This is a genomic window from Serratia sp. szju, from assembly GCF_044594185.1.
Classification (GTDB): domain Bacteria; phylum Pseudomonadota; class Gammaproteobacteria; order Enterobacterales; family Enterobacteriaceae; genus Serratia; species Serratia bockelmannii.
This window is the reverse complement of sequence record NZ_CP172576.1, coordinates 4322339-4340733: the sequence shown is the minus strand read 5'-3', so window position 1 is coordinate 4340733 and position 18395 is coordinate 4322339. Positions and strand designations below refer to the sequence as shown.

Genomic DNA, 18395 nt, shown 5'->3' with positions numbered 1-18395 from the left:
CCATGACTCAGTCAGCCCCCTGCGCAGACGTTTGTCTGTGCCGCAGTGCCTACGGGCCGGTCGCCGGCCGCCCGACAGCGATACCAACCCGTTTTTACCGCCGCCTGAGCAGCAGTTTCCCTGCGGCCTCTCTGAATGACGTTGCACGGTTGACAGCAGAGGACCAAGAGGGGAAATGCCATGACGATTAAAGCCATCGACGGCGGCCCGGCGGGCAAACCGCAGCTGCGCAAATCCCTCAAGCTGTGGCAGGTGGTGATGATGGGCCTGGCCTATCTGACGCCGATGACGGTGTTTGACACCTTCGGCATCGTCTCCGGCCTCACCGACGGCCATGTGCCGACCTCCTATCTGCTGGCGCTGGCCGGCGTGCTGTTCACCGCCATCAGCTATGGCAAACTGGTGCGCCAGTTTCCCACCGCCGGCTCTGCCTATACCTATGCGCAGAAGGCGATCAACCCGCACGTCGGTTTTCTGGTGGGGTGGTCATCGCTGCTTGATTATCTGTTCCTGCCGATGATCAATACGCTGCTGGCGAAGATTTACCTGACCGCGCTGTTCCCGGAAGTGCCGCCCTGGGTGTGGGTCGTGGGCTTCGTTATCCTTATCACCGCCATCAACCTGAAAAGCGTCAATCTGGTGGCCAACTTCAATACCCTGTTCGTATTGGCGCAGGTGGCGATCATTCTGGTGTTCATCTATCTGGTGGTGCGCGGCCTGCACAACGGCGAGGGGATAGGCACGGTGTGGAGCCTGCGGCCGTTCCTCAGCGAGAATGCGCATCTGCTGCCGATCATTACCGGCGCGACTATTCTGTGCTTCTCGTTCCTCGGTTTTGACGCGGTCACCACGCTGTGTGAAGAGACGCCCGACGCCGCCAAGGTGATCCCGCGCGCCATCTTCCTGACCGCGCTGTACGGCGGGGTGATCTTTATCAGCGTGTCGTTCTTCATTCAGCTGTTTTTCCCGTCCATTCAACGCTTTCACCAGCCCGACGCCGCGCTGCCGGAGATCGCGCTGTACGTCGGCGGCAAGCTGTTCCAGTCGATCTTCCTGTGCGTGACCTTCATCAACACGCTGGCCTCCGGCCTGGCGTCGCACGCCAGCGTATCGCGCCTGCTGTACGTGATGGGGCGTGACAACGTGTTCCCGGAGAAATTCTTCGGCTATATCCACCCCAAATGGCGCACCCCGGCGCTGAACGTGCTGATGGTCGGGCTGGTGGCGCTGTCAGCGCTGTCGTTCGATCTGGTGACCGCCACGGCGCTGATCAACTTTGGTGCGCTGGTAGCCTTTACCTTCGTTAACCTGTCGGTGATCAGCCACTTCTTCATTCGCGAAGGGCGCAACAAAAGCTGGAAGGATCGGTTCAATTTCCTGTTCCTGCCGTTGGTGGGGGCGCTGACGGTGGGGGTGCTGTGGCTGAACCTGGAGAAAAGCTCGCTGACCATGGGGCTGATCTGGGCGACACTGGGCTTCGGCTATTTGGCCTGGCTGACCCGACGCTTTCGCCAGCCGCCGCCGCAGTTGGAGCGGCAACCGCAGCAATAAATTCACAGGCGGGAGTATCCCGCCTTTCTTTTTGGCACGTGCGGCAGTAGAGTGAAAAACCTGATAAAAAATAACCCATTGGACCTGTCTTATGCCCGCTTTGCCCTCGCGTACCCGCGCCACGTTGTTCGGTTTGTTGGCCATTGTGCTGTGGAGCAGCGTGGTTGGCCTTATTCGCAGCGTCAGCGAAGGGCTGGGGCCGATCGGCGGCGCGGCGATGATCTACAGCGTCAGCGCGGTGTTTTTGCTGGTGGCGCTCGGCGTGCCGAAATGGCGCAGCTTTCCGCGACCTTATCTCATCGTCGGCAGCCTGCTGTTCGTCAGCTACGAGATCTGCCTGTCGCTGTCGCTCGGCTACGCCAATACCCGCCTGCAGGCGATAGAAGTGGGCATGATCAACTACCTGTGGCCCTGTTTCACCGTGCTGATGGCGCTGGCGCTCAACGGCCAAAAGGCGAAATGGTGGCTGCTGCCGGGACTGCTGCTGTCGCTGTTCGGCATCGGCTGGATCATGAGCGGCGAGGGCGGCTGGTCACCGGCGCAGATGCTGGCCAACGTGCGCAGCAATCCGCTCAGCTATACGCTGGCGTTCAGTGGCGCAGTGATCTGGGCGCTGTATTGCAACCTGACCAAGAAGATCGCCCAGGGCAGCAACGGTGTGGTGCTGTTCATCGTGCTGACCGCGCTGGCGCTGTGGTTGAAGTATGCCTTCAGCGCAGAAAGCGGCATGCAGTTCAGCGCTGGCGTGACCGTAACGCTGCTGTGCGCCGGAGTGGCGATGGGGGCGGGGTATGCCGCCTGGAACGTTGGCATTTTGCACGGCAACATGACGCTGCTGGCCACCGTCTCTTATTTCACCCCGGTGCTGTCGGCGGTGTTCGCCGCGCTGGTGTTGCATACCTCGCTGACCGCCAATTTCTGGCAGGGCGTAGCGATGGTCACGCTTGGCTCGCTGATCTGTTGGCGGGCAACTCGCGGAAATTAACGGAAATTATCCGCCGTCGGCGCAATGTTGAACTAGAATTTAACTAGCCATGTTGCCTGAAGGAACGACGACGATGAGAAGCGACATTCAATTTATTCAACAGCCTGAAATCGACGTGCATCACTATGAGCGCGGCGATACCGTGCGCCTGACCACGGCGAATCTGCGGCACGAATATCAGCTCGACGTTTATATTTTGCGCCGCGACGACAAGCTGATTTACGGTTCGGTCGTCGCGGCGGCGCCCAAGACCGACATTCCGGTTGCCAACTGGGAGGTGAAAAACGGCGAAGAGGTGGCGTTCCGCCAGGAAAACATCGCCAAGGCGGTGCCGGCGGTAAACTGATCTCAGCTTTCGCGCCGCAGTTGTTTACCGAGAAACATTTTTCGATAGTCCGCCGGCGTTACCCCCAGCCGGCGGATAAATGCCCGCCGCATCAGCTCTGCACTGGAAAAACCGCAATGCGCCGCCACCTGTTTTGGCGCCAATACGCCGAGCTCCAATAACCTGCGCGCTTCGGCGATGCGGGCTTCCTCGAGCCATTTAGCGGGAGAGGTGCCGACCTCGTTGCCGAACAGCCTGCTGAAATGCCGCGGGGTGACGCCGGCGCGTTCCGCCAGGCTGGCTACGTTGTGCGGTAACCCGATATTGTCTATCGCCCAGCGTTGCACTTCCTGCAGCATTGAGCGCCCGGCCAGGGTCGCCTGTTCCCGATAGCTGAATTGCATCTGCCCGCCGGGACGGCGGAAAAACATCACCAGCTGGGCCGCGACCCGCTGCGCGATCTCACGCCCTAAATCGTCTTCCACCATTATCAGCGCCAGATCCAGCCCTGAGGTCACGCCAGCGGCAGTCTGCAGGCGCCCGTCACGCACATAAATGGCGTCTTTATCCACCGTGACCTGAGGATAGCGGCGACACAATTGATCGGCTACCGCCCAGTGGGTGGTGATTTGCCGCCCATCCAACAGGCCGGCCTCCGCCAGCAGAAAAGCGCCGCTGCACACCGAGCCGTAGCGGCGAGTGCGGGGTACCACTCTGCGTAGCCAGTCCAGCGTGCGTGTTTCGCTTTCGCCGTCGGCGATACCCGGTGCACCGGCGATGAGCAACGTGTCGAGCGCCTGTTCACGCCATTGGGTGATGGCGAGATCCGGCACGAGTTTGACGCCGGATGAGGACACGATCGGCGCCAGCGTCTTTCCGACTACCTGCAGATGATAGGCGGCATAGCCGGCTTGCAGATTGGCCTCGGCGAAAACATCCAGCGGACCGGAAACGTCCAGCAGCTGCACCTGTGGCACGGCGAGAATAGCGATGGTTTTACTCATGGCATGCGATATCCCGATGGATGGGGGATGTCCCTAATCGTTGATTAATGGCAATTGAGGACATTCAGTGTAACGCCTAATCTAACCGGGTTCCAGACAACGGGAGAATCAAGTTATGAGTTTAACCATCAACGGCATCAGCGTGCCGGATAGCGCGATGGCGCGTCAGGCGACCGAGTTAGTGCGCGACACCGAATCAGATCTGCTGTTTCACCACTCCAGCCGGGTGTATTACTGGGCGGCGCTGGCGGGGCAGCAGCGCAAGCTGGCTTACGATCCTGAACTGCTGTACGTCGGCTGCCTGTTTCACGATATGGGACTGACGCACGATCACTGCAGCTGCGACAAACGTTTCGAAGTGGATGGCGCCGATGCGGCGGCCGAGTTTTTACGCGGGCACGGGGTCAGCCGTCAGGATATCGATCGGGTATGGACGGCGATCGCGTTACACACCACGCCGGGGATCCCGGAATACATGCACCCGCTGATTGCGCTGGTGACCGCGGGGGTAGAGATGGATGTGTTAGGGATCAATTACCAGGGCTATGACGCGACGCTGCGAGAGCGGGTAGTGGAGTTGCATCCCCGCGGGGCAAACTTCAAGGAAGCGATTATTCAGGCGTTTTACGACGGGATTCGACATAAGCCGGACAGCACCTTCGGCAACGTCAAAGCGGACGTGCTGGCGGATAAGGAACCGAGCTTTGTTCGCGGTAATTTTTGCAGCCTCATTCGTCGTTCGATGTGGCCAGCGTGATCGGCTGCCGCTTCTCTCTCGCCGGCGAGTTTTCGCCGGCATTTCCCGCTTGAATGCCGTACTCCTCTTCATTGCCGGTTGATGACAGTTGGCTCAAAAACTGCGCTAAAAATCGATGTGCATGACAAAAATCACAGCGAATGTGAATTTGAATGAAACATAATTTGACAAATGTGAACGCAATCGATTACCTATTCGCGAAATGCGTAACTGGATCACAGATTCTTACAGTCAGTGGTTTCTATAATGCGCGCGTCATCCGAGTTTCTGTGTGAAGACAACGCCAGGTGTCGGCAGACTCATTGTCATCTTTTCTAAACGGGCAGGAAATGGCCCTTTAAGCATGTGGTAATAAAATGAAAAAAATAGCTCTCGCAGCAGGTGTACTGCTCGCAGCGTCTTACAGTGCATCATCAATGGCTGATAGCAAAGACAGTCAATATGTCTCCGACTGGTGGCACCAGAGCGTTAACGTGGTGGGCAGCTACCACACCCGTTTCGGACCGCAGCTGAATAACGACGTGTATCTCGAATACGAAGCCTTCGCCAAGAAAGACTGGTTCGACTTCTACGGTTACGTTGACGTGCCGAAGTTCTTCGGCGTGGGCAATACCCCGGATCGCGGCATCTGGGATAAAGGCTCCCCGCTGTTTATGGAGATTGAACCGCGCTTCTCCATCGACAAGCTGACCGGCACCGATCTGAGCTTCGGTCCGTTCAAAGAGTGGTACTTCGCCAACAACTACATCTATGACCTGGGCCACAACGCCGACGGTCGTCAAAACACCTGGTACATGGGTCTGGGCACCGATATCGACACCGGCCTGCCGATGAGCCTGTCGATGAACATCTATGCCAAATACCAGTGGGAAAACTACCAGGCTGCCAACGAGAACAGCTGGGACGGTTACCGCTTCAAGGTGAAATACTTCGTGCCGCTGACCCAGGTGTGGGGCGGCAACCTGAGCTATATCGGCTTCACCAACTTCGATTTCGGTTCCGATTTGGGCAAGGACAGCCATTGGGTTGACGGCACCGGCAAACAGGTGCGCACCAGCAACTCTATCGCCTCCAGCCACATTTTGGCGCTGAACTACGATCACTGGCACTATTCTTTCGTGGCGCGTTATTTCCATAACGGCGGCCAGTGGCAGGATGGCGCGGATATCGGTACCCCGCAGGGCCCGATCAAGTCTACCGGTTGGGGTTATTACCTCGTGGTCGGCTATAACTTCTGATTTTCCGTGCTATCAGAAACAGAAAACCCCGCCTGGCGGGGTTTTTTTGTCATCATTGTGCTTGTTCAACCGGGAGATGCTTCACCGGCATAAACAGCCTGCCTTTGATCACGTGACATTCATTATTTATCCAACTAATGATTTGTTCACGGCTGACGCCTTCCGACTGCGCGTAACGATGAAGATCGCCGTTAAAGTGTCGAGTGATGTATTCCATGAGGGTCATTTGCACGTCTTTTGCTCCTGAACGCCCACCCGTTGCCAGCCTGGCCACCGCGGGAGGTTGAGGTTTCTCAGACAGCGAATGTAAATTATCGGCAACCAAATCTCAACATAAAGCACCAGATTGGGGCGACGGCGGCGGGAAAAAGAATCCCGCACGGAGAGGCGGGAAGTGTTCGCTATTATCATTATGGATGATAAGAATAAGATTTGAGGTGCGACGAAAAAGAGCACGCTAACTCTTTTTTGTTACCTTCCCACGCTAGCGTAAGGCTTATTTTTCTTCAAGAAAAATCTGAGACAAGCATCGGCATTTTCGAGGCGTTTTGCGTTGAGACAAGGTTTGAAAGCGAATGCCGTAAAAGCGCGCCGTTATCTCGGAGTTTTCCTTATACTTTGTCTGGAAAAGGCTAGCTATAGTCAACAGAGTTACCCACGCAGGAATACACAACATGAACAAACGTCGTACGACTCTCACGGTGTTAGCGCTGATTGCATCGCTGGGGTTGTCATCCGCCCCGGCCTTGGCCGACAAAGGCGGCAATGGTAACGGCAACGGGAACGGCCATGGCAACAGCGGCAATAACGGTAACCATGGCAACAACGGTAATCACGGCAACAAAGGCAATAAAGATAAAGGCGGCTATAGGAACGACGATAATCTGGTCTCCGTCAGCCTTTCGCGCGACCGCGCCCGTTCGCTGGCGCACAACTACGGCCTGACAGGCTATAGCTCGCTGCCACCGGGCATCGCCAAGAATCTGGCGCGTGGTAAACCGCTGCCGCCGGGCATCGCCAAAAAAGTGGTGCCTTACTCGATGCTGCGTGAGTTGCCGCAGTACCCGGGTTATGAGTGGCGTATCGCCGGCGACGATCTGGTGCTGGTCGCACTCAGCACCGCGATTGTGGCCTCCGTCATCAACGGCGTGTTCGACTAACGCCGGTTGGGTCTCATCGGGCCTCGCTGCGGCGGGGCCTTTTTTATTTGCCGGCGCGGGGCTGACGTGGTGAACTTGGCGCCTGACCTTTTCACTGCATCATAAGGGAGGCGCCATGTTCAGGGCGTTATTGATAGCCTGCTGTTTGACCAGTTTTCCAGCGTTGGCAGACGGCGCTGCCGCCATCGGCGAACTGGTGAACCAACGGCTGTCGTTGATGAAAGACGTTGCCGGTTACAAGGCGCAGCAGCATTTGCCGATCGAAGACCTGGCGCAGGAGGCGAAGGTGTTGGCCAGCGCGCAGGCGGAGGCGGGGCGTTTGGGGCTGGAGCCGGCGTCGGTGCGGCCTTTTATCGCCGCGCAGATGGACGCCGCCAAGGCGATTCAGTACCGCTATCGCGCCGACTGGCTGGCGAGCCCGGAGCCCGGCTGGCAGCCGCGCCCGTTGGCGCAGGTGCGCCCACAGATCGCGCAGCTGAGCAGCCAGATATTGCAACGGCTGGCGGAGCGACTGCGTACCGGCCCGCTCGGCGAGGCGGATCGGGCGGCGTTTATGGCGTCTGTGGATCAGGTGAATCTCAGCGCCGCCGACAAGCGGCGGCTGGCGGATGCGCTGCTGGCGGTCAGAACCGGCAGCGCACGCTGAGCGTCAGTCGCGGCCGACGGTGCTGCGGCGGAAGGTCAGCATCCGGCTGCGGTTGGCGATGAGATCCACGTTGTAACCGCGGAAATAGAGGCAAAAGCGTTTCAACCATGGGCCGTCCTGGCACTCCACCAGCATGCGGCCCTGGCCGAGCGGGCTGAGCGTGCCGGTCTGCGCCGCCGGGCCGACGCCAATATGCACCCGATTGCCGCGAATTTCAAAGGCGGTGCGATAGTGCGGGTGATACCACAACCCCTGCACATGCTTCAGGCAGTCGCCGTTGGCCGTGACCGGCAGGAAACGGCGCGCCACATGCCCGACTTCGCCCTCGACCGCTTCGCCGGTCCACTTCAATTTGATTGGCATATGGGCGGACAGCGACACCGCGTAGCCGTCTTCGCCCTGATACAGCGGTTCATCGCTGCCCAGATAGGCCAGGTTGCCGTCTTTGACCTCCAGCCAGTGCGGCTCCGCCAGCGTGGCGTAGAGACCGTCGGGGATCGCCGTGCTGCGCTGCGGCAAAGGTTCGCCCAGCAGCGCTGCCATCACCTGCAAAGCCATCCCGAAACTGTCGCAGTCTTCGCGGTTGGCCACCAGCGCAACGCCGACCTGGCGATCGGGCGCCAGCAGGAAATAGGTTTTGTAACCGGCGTGGGAACCACCGTGGCCGAGCAAGCGGCGGCGGCCTAGCGGCGTCTGCGCCAGCCCCAGTCCATAGGCGCTGAGCTGACCCTGATTGAGGCGGCGCGGTGCGCCGAGTTGCGCCAGCACGCCCTGGCCGGGGCCCTGGTCGGCCAGCAGCGTTTGCAGCCAGCGGGTGAGGGCGTTGAGGCTGCCGGTCAGGCTGCCGGAGGCGGAAAGGTGCAGACCGGCGCTGGCGTGTTGCCAGCCCCGCGCCGCACGCCAGTAACCCGGCACCAACCCTGGCACCACGTCGAACCAGCTTTCCGGCGCTTGCATCTGCACCTGCAGCGGCCGGGCGATGTGCTGTTGCACCAGTTGATCGAAATCATACCCTTTGCTGCGCAGCGCGGCCTCCAGCAGCCGATAGCCGGTATTGCTGTAGGCGATCTCGCTGCCGGCTTCATAGTTCAATCTTTCCAGCCCCTCGACAAACTGCATCACCGGCTGCGCCTCGCTGACGGCATGCAGCGATATGCCCAGCAGACCGAGCGTCTCGCGCACGTCAGGCAGACCGCCGGTCATGTCCAGCGCCTGGCCGACGGTAACGTCCGCCAACGCGGGCTGCAGGGTGGGCAGCAGTTCGCCCAGGCGCTGATCGAGCCGAATGGCGCGGCCGGTGGCGTTCAGCGCCAGCGCGGCGAAGATGTGCTTGGTCACTGAGGCGTAGCGCACCACGCTGTCGGCGGTGAAGGGGGTATTCTGCGCCAGATCGGCCAAGCCGGCACTGGCGGTGGCGCGGAGTTGTTCGGCGTCAAACAGGGTGATGGCGCCGCCGGGTTCGCCACGCCGTTGCCAGCCGGCCAGCAATTGTTCGGCGAGGGCGCCGGCAGCGCGCCAGTTTAACGGTGTTACAGACATAGGGCCTCCAGAGTGATGGTTCGAAACGGGCCAGCTCGGCCACACGCCGCCCGGCGCTGACGATGAGCGCGGGCTTTTCGGCTGATTGTGGCGCAGCGCGTTTTTCGTCGGCCGCTGTTTTGTGCGCTGTTTAGACCAGTCAGTAGGGAATCACGCGAAACTTTGATATAGCGCGCAGATTGCGGCTGACGTTACGGTTAAGGACAGGGAGAGGAACAGGCGCCCGGCGGCGCCTGTAAAGGGGATCAGTTCAGTCTGGCGGCGCTGTCCAACAGGCCTTCAATCATCTGCTTGAGCAGGCGCTGCAGCGAGGCGGCGCGCTGCGGTTCGAACGCGAAAGGATACTGTTCGGACATGTAGTTGACCTGCGCCAGCTCGAGCTGGATCGCATGCTGTTGCTGCTGCGGTTGGCCGTAGGCGCGGGTGATGTAACCGCCCTTGAAGCGGCCGTTCAGCACGTGGGTGTACTGCTGTTGCTGCTCGCAGCAGGCGACCAGCCGATCGCTCAGCGCCTGGGCGCAGCTTTCACCGCCGTTGGTGCCGAGGTTGAGATCCGGCAGTTTGCCGTCGAACAGCCGCGGGATCACCGAGGCGATGGAGTGCGCGTCGAACAGCAGCGCATAGCCGTGCCGCGCTTTGAGGCGTGCCAACTCGTCCTGCAGCTGCTGATGATAAGGTTGCCAAATTTGCTGCAGATAGCCGGCGCGTTCTTCGTCCGTCGGCGCTTTGCCCGGCAGGAAGCTTGGGCGGCCGTCGAACAGCACATCGGGATACAGACCGGTGGTGGCGGTGGTGTACAGCGGCTTGTCGTCCGCCGGGCGATTCAGGTCGATGACGAAGCGCGAATAGTTGCCGACCAGTACGCTGGCGCCCATCGCCCGGGCGAAGTCGTACAGCTGTGGAATGTGCCAGTCGGTATCGGGCAGCGGGCGGGCATCGTCGGTCAGCCCGGCCTCGACCGCCGGCGTCAGTTGCGTGCCGGCGTGTGGGATGCTGATCAGCAGCGGCAGGCTGCCGGTCTGGAAGCTAAAAGGATCGCGAATGGTCATTGACGTACTTCTCCTCGGAAAATCACCGTACAGGGCAGCTGGCCGCCCAACCAATAAGCCAGTTCCGCCGGCCGCGACAGCGGCCAGTGAACAAAGTCCGCCACCTTGCCGGTTTCCAGCGTGCCGTGGCTGTGTTGCAGCCCCAGCGCTTTGGCGGCGTGGGTGGTAACGCCCGCCAGCGCTTCTTCCGGCGTCAGGCGGAACAGCGTGCAGGCCATGTTGATCATCAGACGCAGCGACAGCGCCGGCGACGTGCCAGGGTTGGCGTCGCTGGCGATCGCCATCGCCACGTGGTGCTTGCGGAACAGCTCTACCGGCGGGCACTGGGTTTCGCGCAGCAGGTAGTAGGCGCCCGGCAGCAGCACCGCCACGGTGCCGGCGTCGCCCATGGCGCGGGCATCTTGCTCGGTGGCGTATTCGAGATGGTCGGCGGAGAGCGCGTGATGGCGAGCCGCCAGCGTGCTGCCGCCGAGGGCGGAGAGTTGCTCGGCGTGCAGTTTGACCGGCAAACCGGCGGCTTCGGCGGCGGCGAAGACTCGCTCCACCTGCGCCGGTGAGAACGCCAGGTGTTCGCAGAAGGCGTCAACCGCATCCGCCAGGCCGGCGGCGGCGGCCTGAGGGATGATGGTATCGCAGACCAGATTGATGTAGTCGTCGGCGCGGTTTGCGTATTCCGGCGGCAGCGCATGGGCCGCCAGACAGGTGGTTTTCACCTCGACCGGCAGCCGCTCGCCCAACTTGCGCGCCACCCGCAGCATTTTCAGCTCGCTTTCCGGGCTGAGGCCATAGCCGGATTTGATCTCCACGCAGGTGACGCCTTCCGCCAGCAGCGGACGCAGGCGGAACAGCGCCTGCTCCAGCAGCAGCGCTTCGTCGGCCTCGCGGGTGGCTTTCACGGTGGAGATAATGCCGCCGCCCTGCGCGGCGATGTCGGCATAGCTCACGCCGTTCAGCCGCTGTTCGAACTCGCCGCTGCGGTTGCCGCCGAACACCAGGTGAGTGTGGCAGTCAACAAAGCCGGGGGTGATGATGCCGCCGTTGAATTTCACCGTTTCGTCCGCGATCAGGCCGGGCGGCAGCGCCGCATGTTCGCCAATCCAGACGATCTTGCCGTCGCGTACGGCGATCGCGCCGTCGGTCAGGGTGTGATAGTTGCCGTCGCGCATGGTGACGATATCGGCGCCGTGCCACAGGCTGTCACAGTGAATCTCAGACGTCATTGCTTTCCTCCGCCGGAGCCGCAGCTCCCACATGGTTGTATATACAATTAAAAACAACCTAACGCATTCACCGGGATGTCACAAGAGGCGGGAGAGATTTTGTTATCAGGATGTGATCGACAGCGGAGATGCGGGCGCAGGGCGCGCCCGCCGGGGATCAGACTTCGCTGGTGAAGCGGCCGAACAGTTGATAACGGCTGCCGGGGTACAGCAGCCTGGCCGAGGTCACTACGGTTTTGCCGGACCAGGTGCGGCGGTGGATCAGCAGGCCGGGTTCGTGGTCTTCCAGCTGCAGCAGCTCGCTTTCGCGCCGGGTGGGGATCACCGCTTCGACGATGTGTTCGCCGGCGGTCAGCGGCGCGGCCTGCGTCAGATAGGTGTAAGGCGTGACGCGGTCGAAATCCTGCTTCAGGTAATCCGGCGCCACCAGCGGGTTGACGCAGCGGTCTTCCACCTGCACCGGCACGTCATTTTCGTAATGCACGATCTGCGAGTAGAACAGCCGTTGGCCGGGTTGAATGCCCAGCGCCGTCGCCTCTTCCTCGCTGGCCGGGCGGGCCTTCAGCTCGAGGATCTTGCTGCTGTGGCGATGACCGCGCGCGGCGATCTCATCGGCGATGTTGTGCACTTCCAGCAGCGCGGTATGCGCCTTGGCTTCGGCGACGAAGGTGCCGACGCCCTGCATGCGGATCAAAAAACCTTCGCTGGTCAGCTCGCGCAACGCGCGGTTGATGGTCATGCGGCTGACGCCCAGTTCCGCCACCAGTTCACTTTCGGAGGGCACGCGCTGGTGCGGTTGCCAATGTCCCGCACGAATTTGATTCACGATCGCCTGTTTGACCCGTTGGTAGATCGGGGCGGGGGCATCGCTCATTGCAGCCGCCAGTTGTAACACGGTCTGTTGTTCAGCCACGACGTTAACCTCGTCAAATAAAAAAATAATAACACCAGTTTACTGTTGATGTCGGCGTATGTATATGTATATACAACTAGTGGCCGTCGCGCCAGAAACTTGCCGGCGACCGCCAAAAATTCCTGAATGCGCGCCATCGCCGCGCCTCATTCGCCGTTACATCAACCGTGGAATACTGCCATGCCTGCTTATTTTGCCCCACGCGCTTTGCTCCCTGAGGGCTGGGCGCATAACGTCCGGCTGGACGTCGATGCGCAAGGTTATCTGACTCAAGTTACCGCCAACGCTGAGCCGCAAGGCTGCATCCGGCTGCACGGCGACGCGGTGCCGGGCATGCCGAACCTGCACTCCCACGCTTTCCAGCGCGCGATGGCCGGGCTGGCGGAAGTGGCGGGTAATCCGCAGGACAGCTTCTGGACCTGGCGCGATCTGATGTACCGCCTGGTGCAGCGCCTGACGCCGGAGCAGGTGGAGGTAGTCGCCCGTCAACTGTATATCGAAATGCTCAAGGGCGGATACACCCAGGTGGCCGAATTCCACTACCTGCATCACGACGCCGACGGCAAGCCTTACGCCGATCGCGGCGAGATGACCGGCCGCCTCAGCGAGGCCGCGCATCAGGCCGGCATCGGCATGACTATGCTGCCGGTGCTGTACAGCTACGCCGGTTTTGGCGCCCAGCCGGCCCAGCCGGGGCAGAAACGGTTTATCCAGGATGCCGAAAGCTATCTGCATCAGCAGCAGGTGATTGCCCGTCAGCTGGCGGATCGCCCGTTGCAGAACCAGGGGCTGTGCTTCCACTCGCTGCGTGCGGTGGAGCTGGGGCAGATGCAGCAGATTTTGGCCGCGTCGGATCGCACCTTGCCGGTGCATATTCATATCGCCGAGCAGCAAAAAGAGGTGAACGACTGTCTGGCGTGGAGCGGACAGCGCCCGGTGGCCTGGCTGTATGACCACCTGCCGGTAGATCAGCGCTGGTGTCTGGTGCACGCCACCCATCTGGATCGCGACGAGCTGGAAGCGCTGGCGCGCAGCCGCGCGGTGGCCGGCCTGTGCCTGACCACCGAAGCCAACCTCGGCGACGGCATTTTCCCTGGCGACGCTTACCTGCAGCAGCAGGGGCGCTGGGGCATCGGTTCCGACAGCCACGTTTCGCTCAACGTGGTGGAAGAGCTGCGCTGGTTTGAATACGGCCAGCGGCTGCGCGATCAGCGTCGCAATCGCCTGACGACACCGGAACAGTCGGCGGTGGGCGATGTGCTGTACCTGCAGGCGCTGCAGGGTGGCGCGCAGGCGTGCGGCGCGCCGATCGGCCGGTTGCAGAGCGGCTATCGCGCCGACTGGCTGGTGCTGGACGGCGACGATCCGTATTTGGCGGCGGCGCCGGATGCCTCGATCCTCAATCGCTGGCTGTTCGCCGGCGGCAAGGAGCAAATTCGCGACGTGTTCGTCGGTGGCCGGCAGGTGATCGATCAGGGGCGGCACGCGCTGCAACAGCAGAGCAGCGCAGAGTTCCTGCAGGTGCTGAAAACCTTTCAGCAGGAGGCGTAATGAGCCTGACCCGTTTTAACTTCGCCGCGCTGCCGGTCAGCCCGTGGCGCAACGGCGGTGGGGAAACCCGTGAAATCGTCAGCTGGCCGCCGGGCGAGCCGGATTTCGACTGGCGCGCCAGTATCGCCACCATCGCGCAGGACGGGCCGTTTTCCGCCTTTGCGGGCATCGATCGCTCGATAACGTTGCTGGAAGGCGACGGCGTGCGGCTGTTCAGCGCCGGGCATATCGACCATCAGTTGGCGCGTATCGGGGAGCCGTTCGCCTTTTCCGGCGATGTGGCGCTGGAAGCGACGCTGCTGGGCGGCGCCAGTCAGGATTTCAACATCATGACACGCCGCGGCCGGCAGGCGGCCGAGGTGCTGCGCAGCACGGTGCCCGTCACCCTGTCACCCAACCGGGCGGGCGTGCTGTATGTGCTGAGCGGTGTTTGGTCGCTGCCGGAGGGCGGAGAACTGCGGGCGCGCGAGGGTGTCTGGTGGACGGCGGCGGGCGGCGAAGTGGCGCCGCTGACGGCCGACGGCGCGATCCTGTGGGCGAACATCACAGCCTGCTAACGCAGAGTAGAGTCCTGCGCCCGGTTATGGGATTATTCACTTTTCCCCATTAATCATAAAGAAGGGCGCATGGCTTCGCTGAAAGACGTCGCAAAACTTGCCGGAGTCTCGTTGATGACGGTGTCCCGCGCCATCAATGAACCCGGCAAGCTGCGGCCGGAAACTTATCACCGCGTCAAACAGGCGATCGACCAGTTGGACTACGTGCCGGATCTGTCGGCGCGACGTATTCGCGGTGACGGAAATCGTGTACAGACGCTCGGCGTGCTGGCGCTGGACACCGCCACGACGCCGTTCTCGGTGGAAATGATCCTGTCGATTGAGAAAACCGCGCGCGAGCGCGGCTGGAACAGCTTCGTCGTCAACCTGTTTGCCGACGACAACGCCGAACAGACCGTCGATCTGCTGTTGGCGCATCGACCGGATGGGGTGATATTCACCACGATGGGGCTGCGTGAGGTGACGCTACCGGCCAAACTGCTGGACAAAAAGCTGGTGTTGGCCAACTGCGTCAGCCCGGCGCATTCGATCGCCAGCTACATTCCTGATGATGAGCAAGGGCAGTATGACGCCACGCGCACGCTGATCGCCAAAGGCTATCGCGCGCCATTGTGCATTCATTTACCGGCGGATACGCTGGCGGCGGGCCTGCGCCGCCGCGGTCTGGAACGCGCCTGGCGCGAAGCGGGGCGCGATGTTGAACAGCTGCAGCAGTATCATCTCGATCTGAGCGGCGGCGATCAAAGCTATCGCGACTGCGTCGCGTTGCTGGAGCGGCATTTCTCTGCAGGACGGCGCGATTGCGATGTCGTGGTGTGCGGAAACGATCGGATAGCGTTTCTGGTGTATCAGGTATTGCTGGCGCAAGGATGGCGGATACCGCAACAGGTGGCGGTGCTGGGCTACGACAATATGGTCGGCACCGGTGAGCTGTTCCTGCCGGCATTGACGACGGTGCAGCTGCCGCATTACGAGTTGGGCCGTCTTGCGGCGCTGCATGTGATTGAGCGGCGGGAACAGCGTGATACGGTGAAAGTGCCTTGCCCGCTGTTGGAGCGTGGTTCGCTGTAGCCACACCGGGCGCGCCGCTGCGCGCCCGGCGCTCATTCCCATTACCCCCAGATGCTCGCCAACTGCCATCCCGTGATGGGCTCGAACTGGGCCCGGCCGCCTTCGGCGAACAGGCGGAGACGGCGATCGCCCGCCGTCGGATAGAAGCGGCTGGTCAGGCAGGCCTCTCCCTGATTCACGAAGATTTCCAGCGATGAGCGATCGATAAAGATCCGCAGCGACAGGATGTCACCCTCCGGCAGCGGCACACTGCGGCAGGTGCACAGGGCGGGGTTTTCATGAAAACGCTCCAGCACCAGTCGGTGCGCCTGATTGTCGACAAACAGGCGCGCCGCACTCCCGATAGCCAGCCCGTAACGCTCGGCGTCGTTGTCGGCCGGCTTCAACGTCAGGGTGAGTTCCTGCACGTCGTTCGTCAGCGGCAGATGCTGATTGGTCAGCGTCTGCGCCAAAAACGTGTGTGGCTCTCGGCGCAGCGCCGCCAGTTCACGCGCCGGGTTCATGCGGACGCTGCCGTCGGCGGCCAGCGTCAGTTCGCGCGGCAGGGTGAGGGCGCCGGCCCAGCGATGCGCTTTGCTGGGCATTGGGGATTCCCACATATCCATCCAGGCAAACAGCAGCCGACGGCCGTCGGCGGCGGTGAAGGTTTGCGGCGCATAGAAATCGTGGCCGGCATCCAGCTCACAGAAGGGCTGGGTCACCGTAAAGTCGCCGTCCGGCCGCCAGTGGCCGAGCAGATAGCCGCTCTGGAAGCGATTGCGATAGCGGTAGCCCTGCGCCGCCACCCCCTGCGGCGAAAACAGCAGCAGGTGTTGCTCCCCCAGCGGGAAGAAATCCGGGCATTCCCACATATAACCCTGATGCGCCGTTTGCGCGCCGGCCAGCACCCGATCGAAGCGCCAGGCGCGCAGGTCGGCAGAGCGGTACAGGCGCACCTGGCCCAGGCCGTTCTCTTTGGCGCCGACCACCAGCCACCATTCGCCGTTTTCGCACCAGACTTTCGGATCGCGAAAATGCTGAATGCCGTCCGGCGGGGCCAGTACCGGCCCGTGTTTGATGAAGCGTATGCCGTCTTCGCTGGTGGCCAGACATTGCACTTCCCGCACCTGGCTGTCGTCACCGGGTTCGCCCAGCCACACGTGGCCGGTGTAAATCAGCGTCAGCACACCGTTGTCATCTACGGCGCAGCCGGAAAAGCAACCGTCTTTGTCATAGGGCGCATCGGGTGCCAGGGCGATGGGCTGATGCTGCCAGCGTATCAGGTCGCGGCTGGTCGCGTGCCCCCAGTGCATGGGGCCCCAGTGTTCGCTATAGGGGTGATGCTGGAAGAAGGCATGATAGACGCCGTCAATACAGATCAGGCCGTTGGGATCGTTGATCCAGCCGGCGGGCGGCGCGAGATGGAACTGCGGGTAGTAATCGTCTCGGCGCTCTGCACGCAGGGCTTCGACCGCATGGTCGGCTTGAGCTAAGGCAGTGTTCATTGGACAGACTCACTTGATTTAATGGCGGATTGAAAGGGGGCTACGCTGGCGGAACGTTCGCCGCGCAGCAGGAAACAGGAGACAAGCGTCGTGGCGGCGACCGCGCAGCCCATCAGCAGATAGGTGTCGGCAAAGCCGATGCGGTCATAACCGTAGCCCGCCAGCGGCGACAGGAAGCTGGCCATCACCTGGGTGATGAACTGGAAGCCTACCAGGTACAGTGTGGAGGAGAGTCGGCTGTCAAAGCGGCTCGCGATGTATTTGAAGATAGCGATCAGCAGGATTGGCAATTCTACGGCGTGCAGCAGTTTCATGGCGGAGATCATCAGGGCGCCGCTGACTAAGCCGGAACCGAACATGCGCAGCGCCATCACGCCACCGGCCAGCAACAGCCCCTGTTTGGCGCCGATGCGGTTCACCAGCAGCGGCGCCAGGAACATGCCGCCGGCCTCGAGGAAGACCTGCAGCGAGTTGAGAAAACCGTACATCTCGTTGCCCTGTGCGCGAGAAGCGAACTGTGAAGCGAAGTAGACCGAAAATTGCTGATCGAAAACGTTGTATACGCTGATCCCCAGCACAAACACCACCAGTGCCCAGAAGCCGGGCATGCGCAGCAGCGCCAGCGCGTCCTGCAGCCGCAGGTTTTCCGGTTTGCCGAACGCCAGGCCGGCCATGGCGTTCGGCTTCAGCTCGCGTACCTGGCTGAGCAGCACCAGGAACACCACGGCGGCGGCGGAGGCCAGCCAGAAATTGATGTTCGGATTGATATTGAAGATAAAACCGGCCACAAAGGTGGCGCTGGCCCAGCCGAGCGAGCCCCACATGCGGGCGCGGCCGAATTCGAAACCGCTGATGCGGCTGACTCGCTCGGTATAAGATTCCAGCGCGCCGATACCGGCGAAGAAGGTCGCGCCGATGAACACCCCGCCGACCAAAGCGCCGAGCGGCAGGCTGCTCGCCAGCAGCGGGGCGTAAACGTAGATAAAGAACGGGCCGGTCAGCAGCAGCATCACGCCGAGAAACTGCAGCAGGTGTTTGCGCAGCCCAAGTTTATCCTGAATAAACCCGTACAGCGGCTGGGCGCACAGCGCCACCAACGAGATAGCGGAGAAGATCAGGCCGGTCTCGGCGCCTTTCAGGCCGATCTTCTGATTCAGCCACAGCGAGATCAGCGAAAAGCTGGAAGACCAGGTGAAGAAAAAGAAGAACAGCAGGCCGCTGAGCAGCACGTAATATTTTTTAGTTTCGCGGTTCATGGGTAGGGCCCCGGTGAGTGAAGTTAGCTCTATTGTTAACGTTAACTCGCGAAGGGATGAAGCGGCCAGATATCACGCATGAGATGTTA

General features: G+C 61.4%; 18 protein-coding genes. 10 read left to right on the top strand and 8 right to left on the bottom strand.

Features of this window, described 5'->3' with window-relative positions:
- Positions 1-180 precede the first annotated feature (180 nt).
- The 3 genes from RE418_RS20480 to RE418_RS20470 all read left to right on the top strand — a co-directional run bounded on the left by RE418_RS20480 (position 181) and on the right by RE418_RS20470 (position 2882).
- Positions 181-1551, top strand: a complete 1371-nt coding sequence (locus RE418_RS20480; protein ID WP_089180816.1) for an APC family permease — start codon at positions 181-183, stop codon at positions 1549-1551.
- A 91-nt stretch (positions 1552-1642) separates the two neighbouring features.
- Positions 1643-2536, top strand: a complete 894-nt coding sequence (gene yddG, locus RE418_RS20475; protein WP_025302555.1) for an aromatic amino acid DMT transporter YddG — start codon at positions 1643-1645, stop codon at positions 2534-2536.
- Between the two features lie 73 nt (positions 2537-2609).
- The gene (locus tag RE418_RS20470) at positions 2610-2882 is read left to right on the top strand and encodes a hypothetical protein (protein ID WP_025302556.1); all 273 of its coding nucleotides are present in this window, start codon (positions 2610-2612) and stop codon (positions 2880-2882) included.
- 2 nt (positions 2883-2884) lie between these two features.
- On the opposite strand, the gene RE418_RS20465 is transcribed toward RE418_RS20470, so the two are convergent.
- The gene (locus tag RE418_RS20465; protein ID WP_089180817.1) at positions 2885-3865 is read right to left on the bottom strand and encodes a GlxA family transcriptional regulator; all 981 of its coding nucleotides are present in this window, start codon (positions 3863-3865) and stop codon (positions 2885-2887) included.
- A 115-nt stretch (positions 3866-3980) separates the two neighbouring features.
- Here RE418_RS20465 and RE418_RS20460 point away from each other — a divergent pair, with 115 nt between their 5' ends.
- Together RE418_RS20460 and RE418_RS20455 are read left to right on the top strand one after the other, a co-directional pair.
- Positions 3981-4622 carry an HD domain-containing protein gene (locus RE418_RS20460; protein WP_089180818.1) on the top strand — a complete coding sequence of 214 codons (642 nt, stop codon included), beginning with the start codon at positions 3981-3983 and terminating at the stop codon, positions 4620-4622.
- Between the two features lie 356 nt (positions 4623-4978).
- Positions 4979-5860 carry a nucleoside-specific channel-forming protein Tsx gene (locus RE418_RS20455; RefSeq protein WP_004941293.1) on the top strand — a complete coding sequence of 294 codons (882 nt, stop codon included), beginning with the start codon at positions 4979-4981 and terminating at the stop codon, positions 5858-5860.
- A gap of 52 nt (positions 5861-5912) precedes the next feature.
- On the opposite strand, the gene RE418_RS20450 is transcribed toward RE418_RS20455, so the two are convergent.
- Positions 5913-6092: a hypothetical protein gene (locus RE418_RS20450; protein ID WP_025160261.1), complete on the bottom strand. Its 180-nt coding sequence runs from the start codon at positions 6090-6092 to the stop codon at positions 5913-5915.
- Between the two features lie 442 nt (positions 6093-6534).
- Between RE418_RS20450 and RE418_RS20445 the strand changes: the two genes are divergently transcribed.
- The gene (locus RE418_RS20445) at positions 6535-7020 is read left to right on the top strand and encodes an anti-virulence regulator CigR family protein (protein WP_025302560.1); all 486 of its coding nucleotides are present in this window, start codon (positions 6535-6537) and stop codon (positions 7018-7020) included.
- Between the two features lie 115 nt (positions 7021-7135).
- Complete coding sequence (locus tag RE418_RS20440) at positions 7136-7666, top strand: chorismate mutase (RefSeq protein WP_043141419.1); 531 nt, start codon at positions 7136-7138, stop codon at positions 7664-7666.
- 3 nt (positions 7667-7669) lie between these two features.
- On the opposite strand, the gene RE418_RS20435 is transcribed toward RE418_RS20440, so the two are convergent.
- The 4 genes from RE418_RS20435 to hutC form a co-directional block, all read right to left on the bottom strand.
- Positions 7670-9205 carry a serine hydrolase gene (locus RE418_RS20435; RefSeq protein WP_089180819.1) on the bottom strand — a complete coding sequence of 512 codons (1536 nt, stop codon included), beginning with the start codon at positions 9203-9205 and terminating at the stop codon, positions 7670-7672.
- Between the two features lie 245 nt (positions 9206-9450).
- A complete protein-coding gene (hutG, locus tag RE418_RS20430; protein ID WP_025302562.1) occupies positions 9451-10254 on the bottom strand; it encodes an N-formylglutamate deformylase in 804 nt (267 codons plus the stop codon).
- Positions 10251-11474 (bottom strand): imidazolonepropionase, encoded by a 1224-nt coding sequence (hutI, locus tag RE418_RS20425; RefSeq protein ID WP_025302563.1) that lies wholly within the window; start codon positions 11472-11474, stop codon positions 10251-10253. The genes hutG and hutI overlap by 4 nt, the downstream gene beginning before the upstream one ends.
- A 157-nt stretch (positions 11475-11631) precedes the next feature.
- Positions 11632-12387, bottom strand: coding sequence for a histidine utilization repressor (gene hutC, locus RE418_RS20420; RefSeq protein WP_025302564.1), 756 nt, complete (start codon positions 12385-12387; stop codon positions 11632-11634).
- Positions 12388-12567: 180 nt separating this feature from the next.
- Here hutC and RE418_RS20415 point away from each other — a divergent pair, with 180 nt between their 5' ends.
- From RE418_RS20415 to RE418_RS20405, 3 genes are all read left to right on the top strand, one after another.
- A complete protein-coding gene (locus RE418_RS20415) occupies positions 12568-13938 on the top strand; it encodes a formimidoylglutamate deiminase (protein WP_089180820.1) in 1371 nt (456 codons plus the stop codon).
- The gene (locus tag RE418_RS20410; protein WP_025302566.1) at positions 13938-14495 is read left to right on the top strand and encodes a HutD family protein; all 558 of its coding nucleotides are present in this window, start codon (positions 13938-13940) and stop codon (positions 14493-14495) included. Before RE418_RS20415 ends, RE418_RS20410 begins: the two co-directional genes overlap by 1 nt.
- A 69-nt stretch (positions 14496-14564) precedes the next feature.
- Positions 14565-15566, top strand: coding sequence for a LacI family DNA-binding transcriptional regulator (locus RE418_RS20405; RefSeq protein WP_049204079.1), 1002 nt, complete (start codon positions 14565-14567; stop codon positions 15564-15566).
- Positions 15567-15607: 41 nt separating this feature from the next.
- Here RE418_RS20405 and RE418_RS20400 read toward each other — a convergent pair whose 3' ends face one another.
- Positions 15608-17050 (bottom strand): glycoside hydrolase family 32 protein, encoded by a 1443-nt coding sequence (locus RE418_RS20400; RefSeq protein WP_089180821.1) that lies wholly within the window; start codon positions 17048-17050, stop codon positions 15608-15610.
- Complete coding sequence (locus RE418_RS20395) at positions 17047-18306, bottom strand: MFS transporter (protein ID WP_025302569.1); 1260 nt, start codon at positions 18304-18306, stop codon at positions 17047-17049. The genes RE418_RS20400 and RE418_RS20395 overlap by 4 nt, the downstream gene beginning before the upstream one ends.
- Between the last annotated feature and the right edge of the window lie 89 nt (positions 18307-18395).

What these genes read in the sequence shown, in the direction of transcription:
- RE418_RS20480 (WP_089180816.1), top strand. Translation starts at nt 181, where the DNA reads ATGACGATTAAAGCCATCGACGGCGGCCCGGCGGGCAAACCGCAGCTG.
- yddG (WP_025302555.1), top strand. Translation starts at nt 1,643, where the DNA reads ATGCCCGCTTTGCCCTCGCGTACCCGCGCCACGTTGTTCGGTTTGTTG.
- RE418_RS20470 (WP_025302556.1), top strand. Translation starts at nt 2,610, where the DNA reads ATGAGAAGCGACATTCAATTTATTCAACAGCCTGAAATCGACGTGCAT.
- RE418_RS20465 (WP_089180817.1), bottom strand. Translation starts at nt 3,865, where the DNA reads ATGAGTAAAACCATCGCTATTCTCGCCGTGCCACAGGTGCAGCTGCTG.
- RE418_RS20460 (WP_089180818.1), top strand. Translation starts at nt 3,981, where the DNA reads ATGAGTTTAACCATCAACGGCATCAGCGTGCCGGATAGCGCGATGGCG.
- RE418_RS20455 (WP_004941293.1), top strand. Translation starts at nt 4,979, where the DNA reads ATGAAAAAAATAGCTCTCGCAGCAGGTGTACTGCTCGCAGCGTCTTAC.
- RE418_RS20445 (WP_025302560.1), top strand. Translation starts at nt 6,535, where the DNA reads ATGAACAAACGTCGTACGACTCTCACGGTGTTAGCGCTGATTGCATCG.
- RE418_RS20440 (WP_043141419.1), top strand. Translation starts at nt 7,136, where the DNA reads ATGTTCAGGGCGTTATTGATAGCCTGCTGTTTGACCAGTTTTCCAGCG.
- RE418_RS20435 (WP_089180819.1), bottom strand. Translation starts at nt 9,205, where the DNA reads ATGTCTGTAACACCGTTAAACTGGCGCGCTGCCGGCGCCCTCGCCGAA.
- hutG (WP_025302562.1), bottom strand. Translation starts at nt 10,254, where the DNA reads ATGACCATTCGCGATCCTTTTAGCTTCCAGACCGGCAGCCTGCCGCTG.
- hutI (WP_025302563.1), bottom strand. Translation starts at nt 11,474, where the DNA reads ATGACGTCTGAGATTCACTGTGACAGCCTGTGGCACGGCGCCGATATC.
- RE418_RS20415 (WP_089180820.1), top strand. Translation starts at nt 12,568, where the DNA reads ATGCCTGCTTATTTTGCCCCACGCGCTTTGCTCCCTGAGGGCTGGGCG.
- RE418_RS20410 (WP_025302566.1), top strand. Translation starts at nt 13,938, where the DNA reads ATGAGCCTGACCCGTTTTAACTTCGCCGCGCTGCCGGTCAGCCCGTGG.
- RE418_RS20405 (WP_049204079.1), top strand. Translation starts at nt 14,565, where the DNA reads ATGGCTTCGCTGAAAGACGTCGCAAAACTTGCCGGAGTCTCGTTGATG.
- RE418_RS20400 (WP_089180821.1), bottom strand. Translation starts at nt 17,050, where the DNA reads ATGAACACTGCCTTAGCTCAAGCCGACCATGCGGTCGAAGCCCTGCGT.
- RE418_RS20395 (WP_025302569.1), bottom strand. Translation starts at nt 18,306, where the DNA reads ATGAACCGCGAAACTAAAAAATATTACGTGCTGCTCAGCGGCCTGCTG.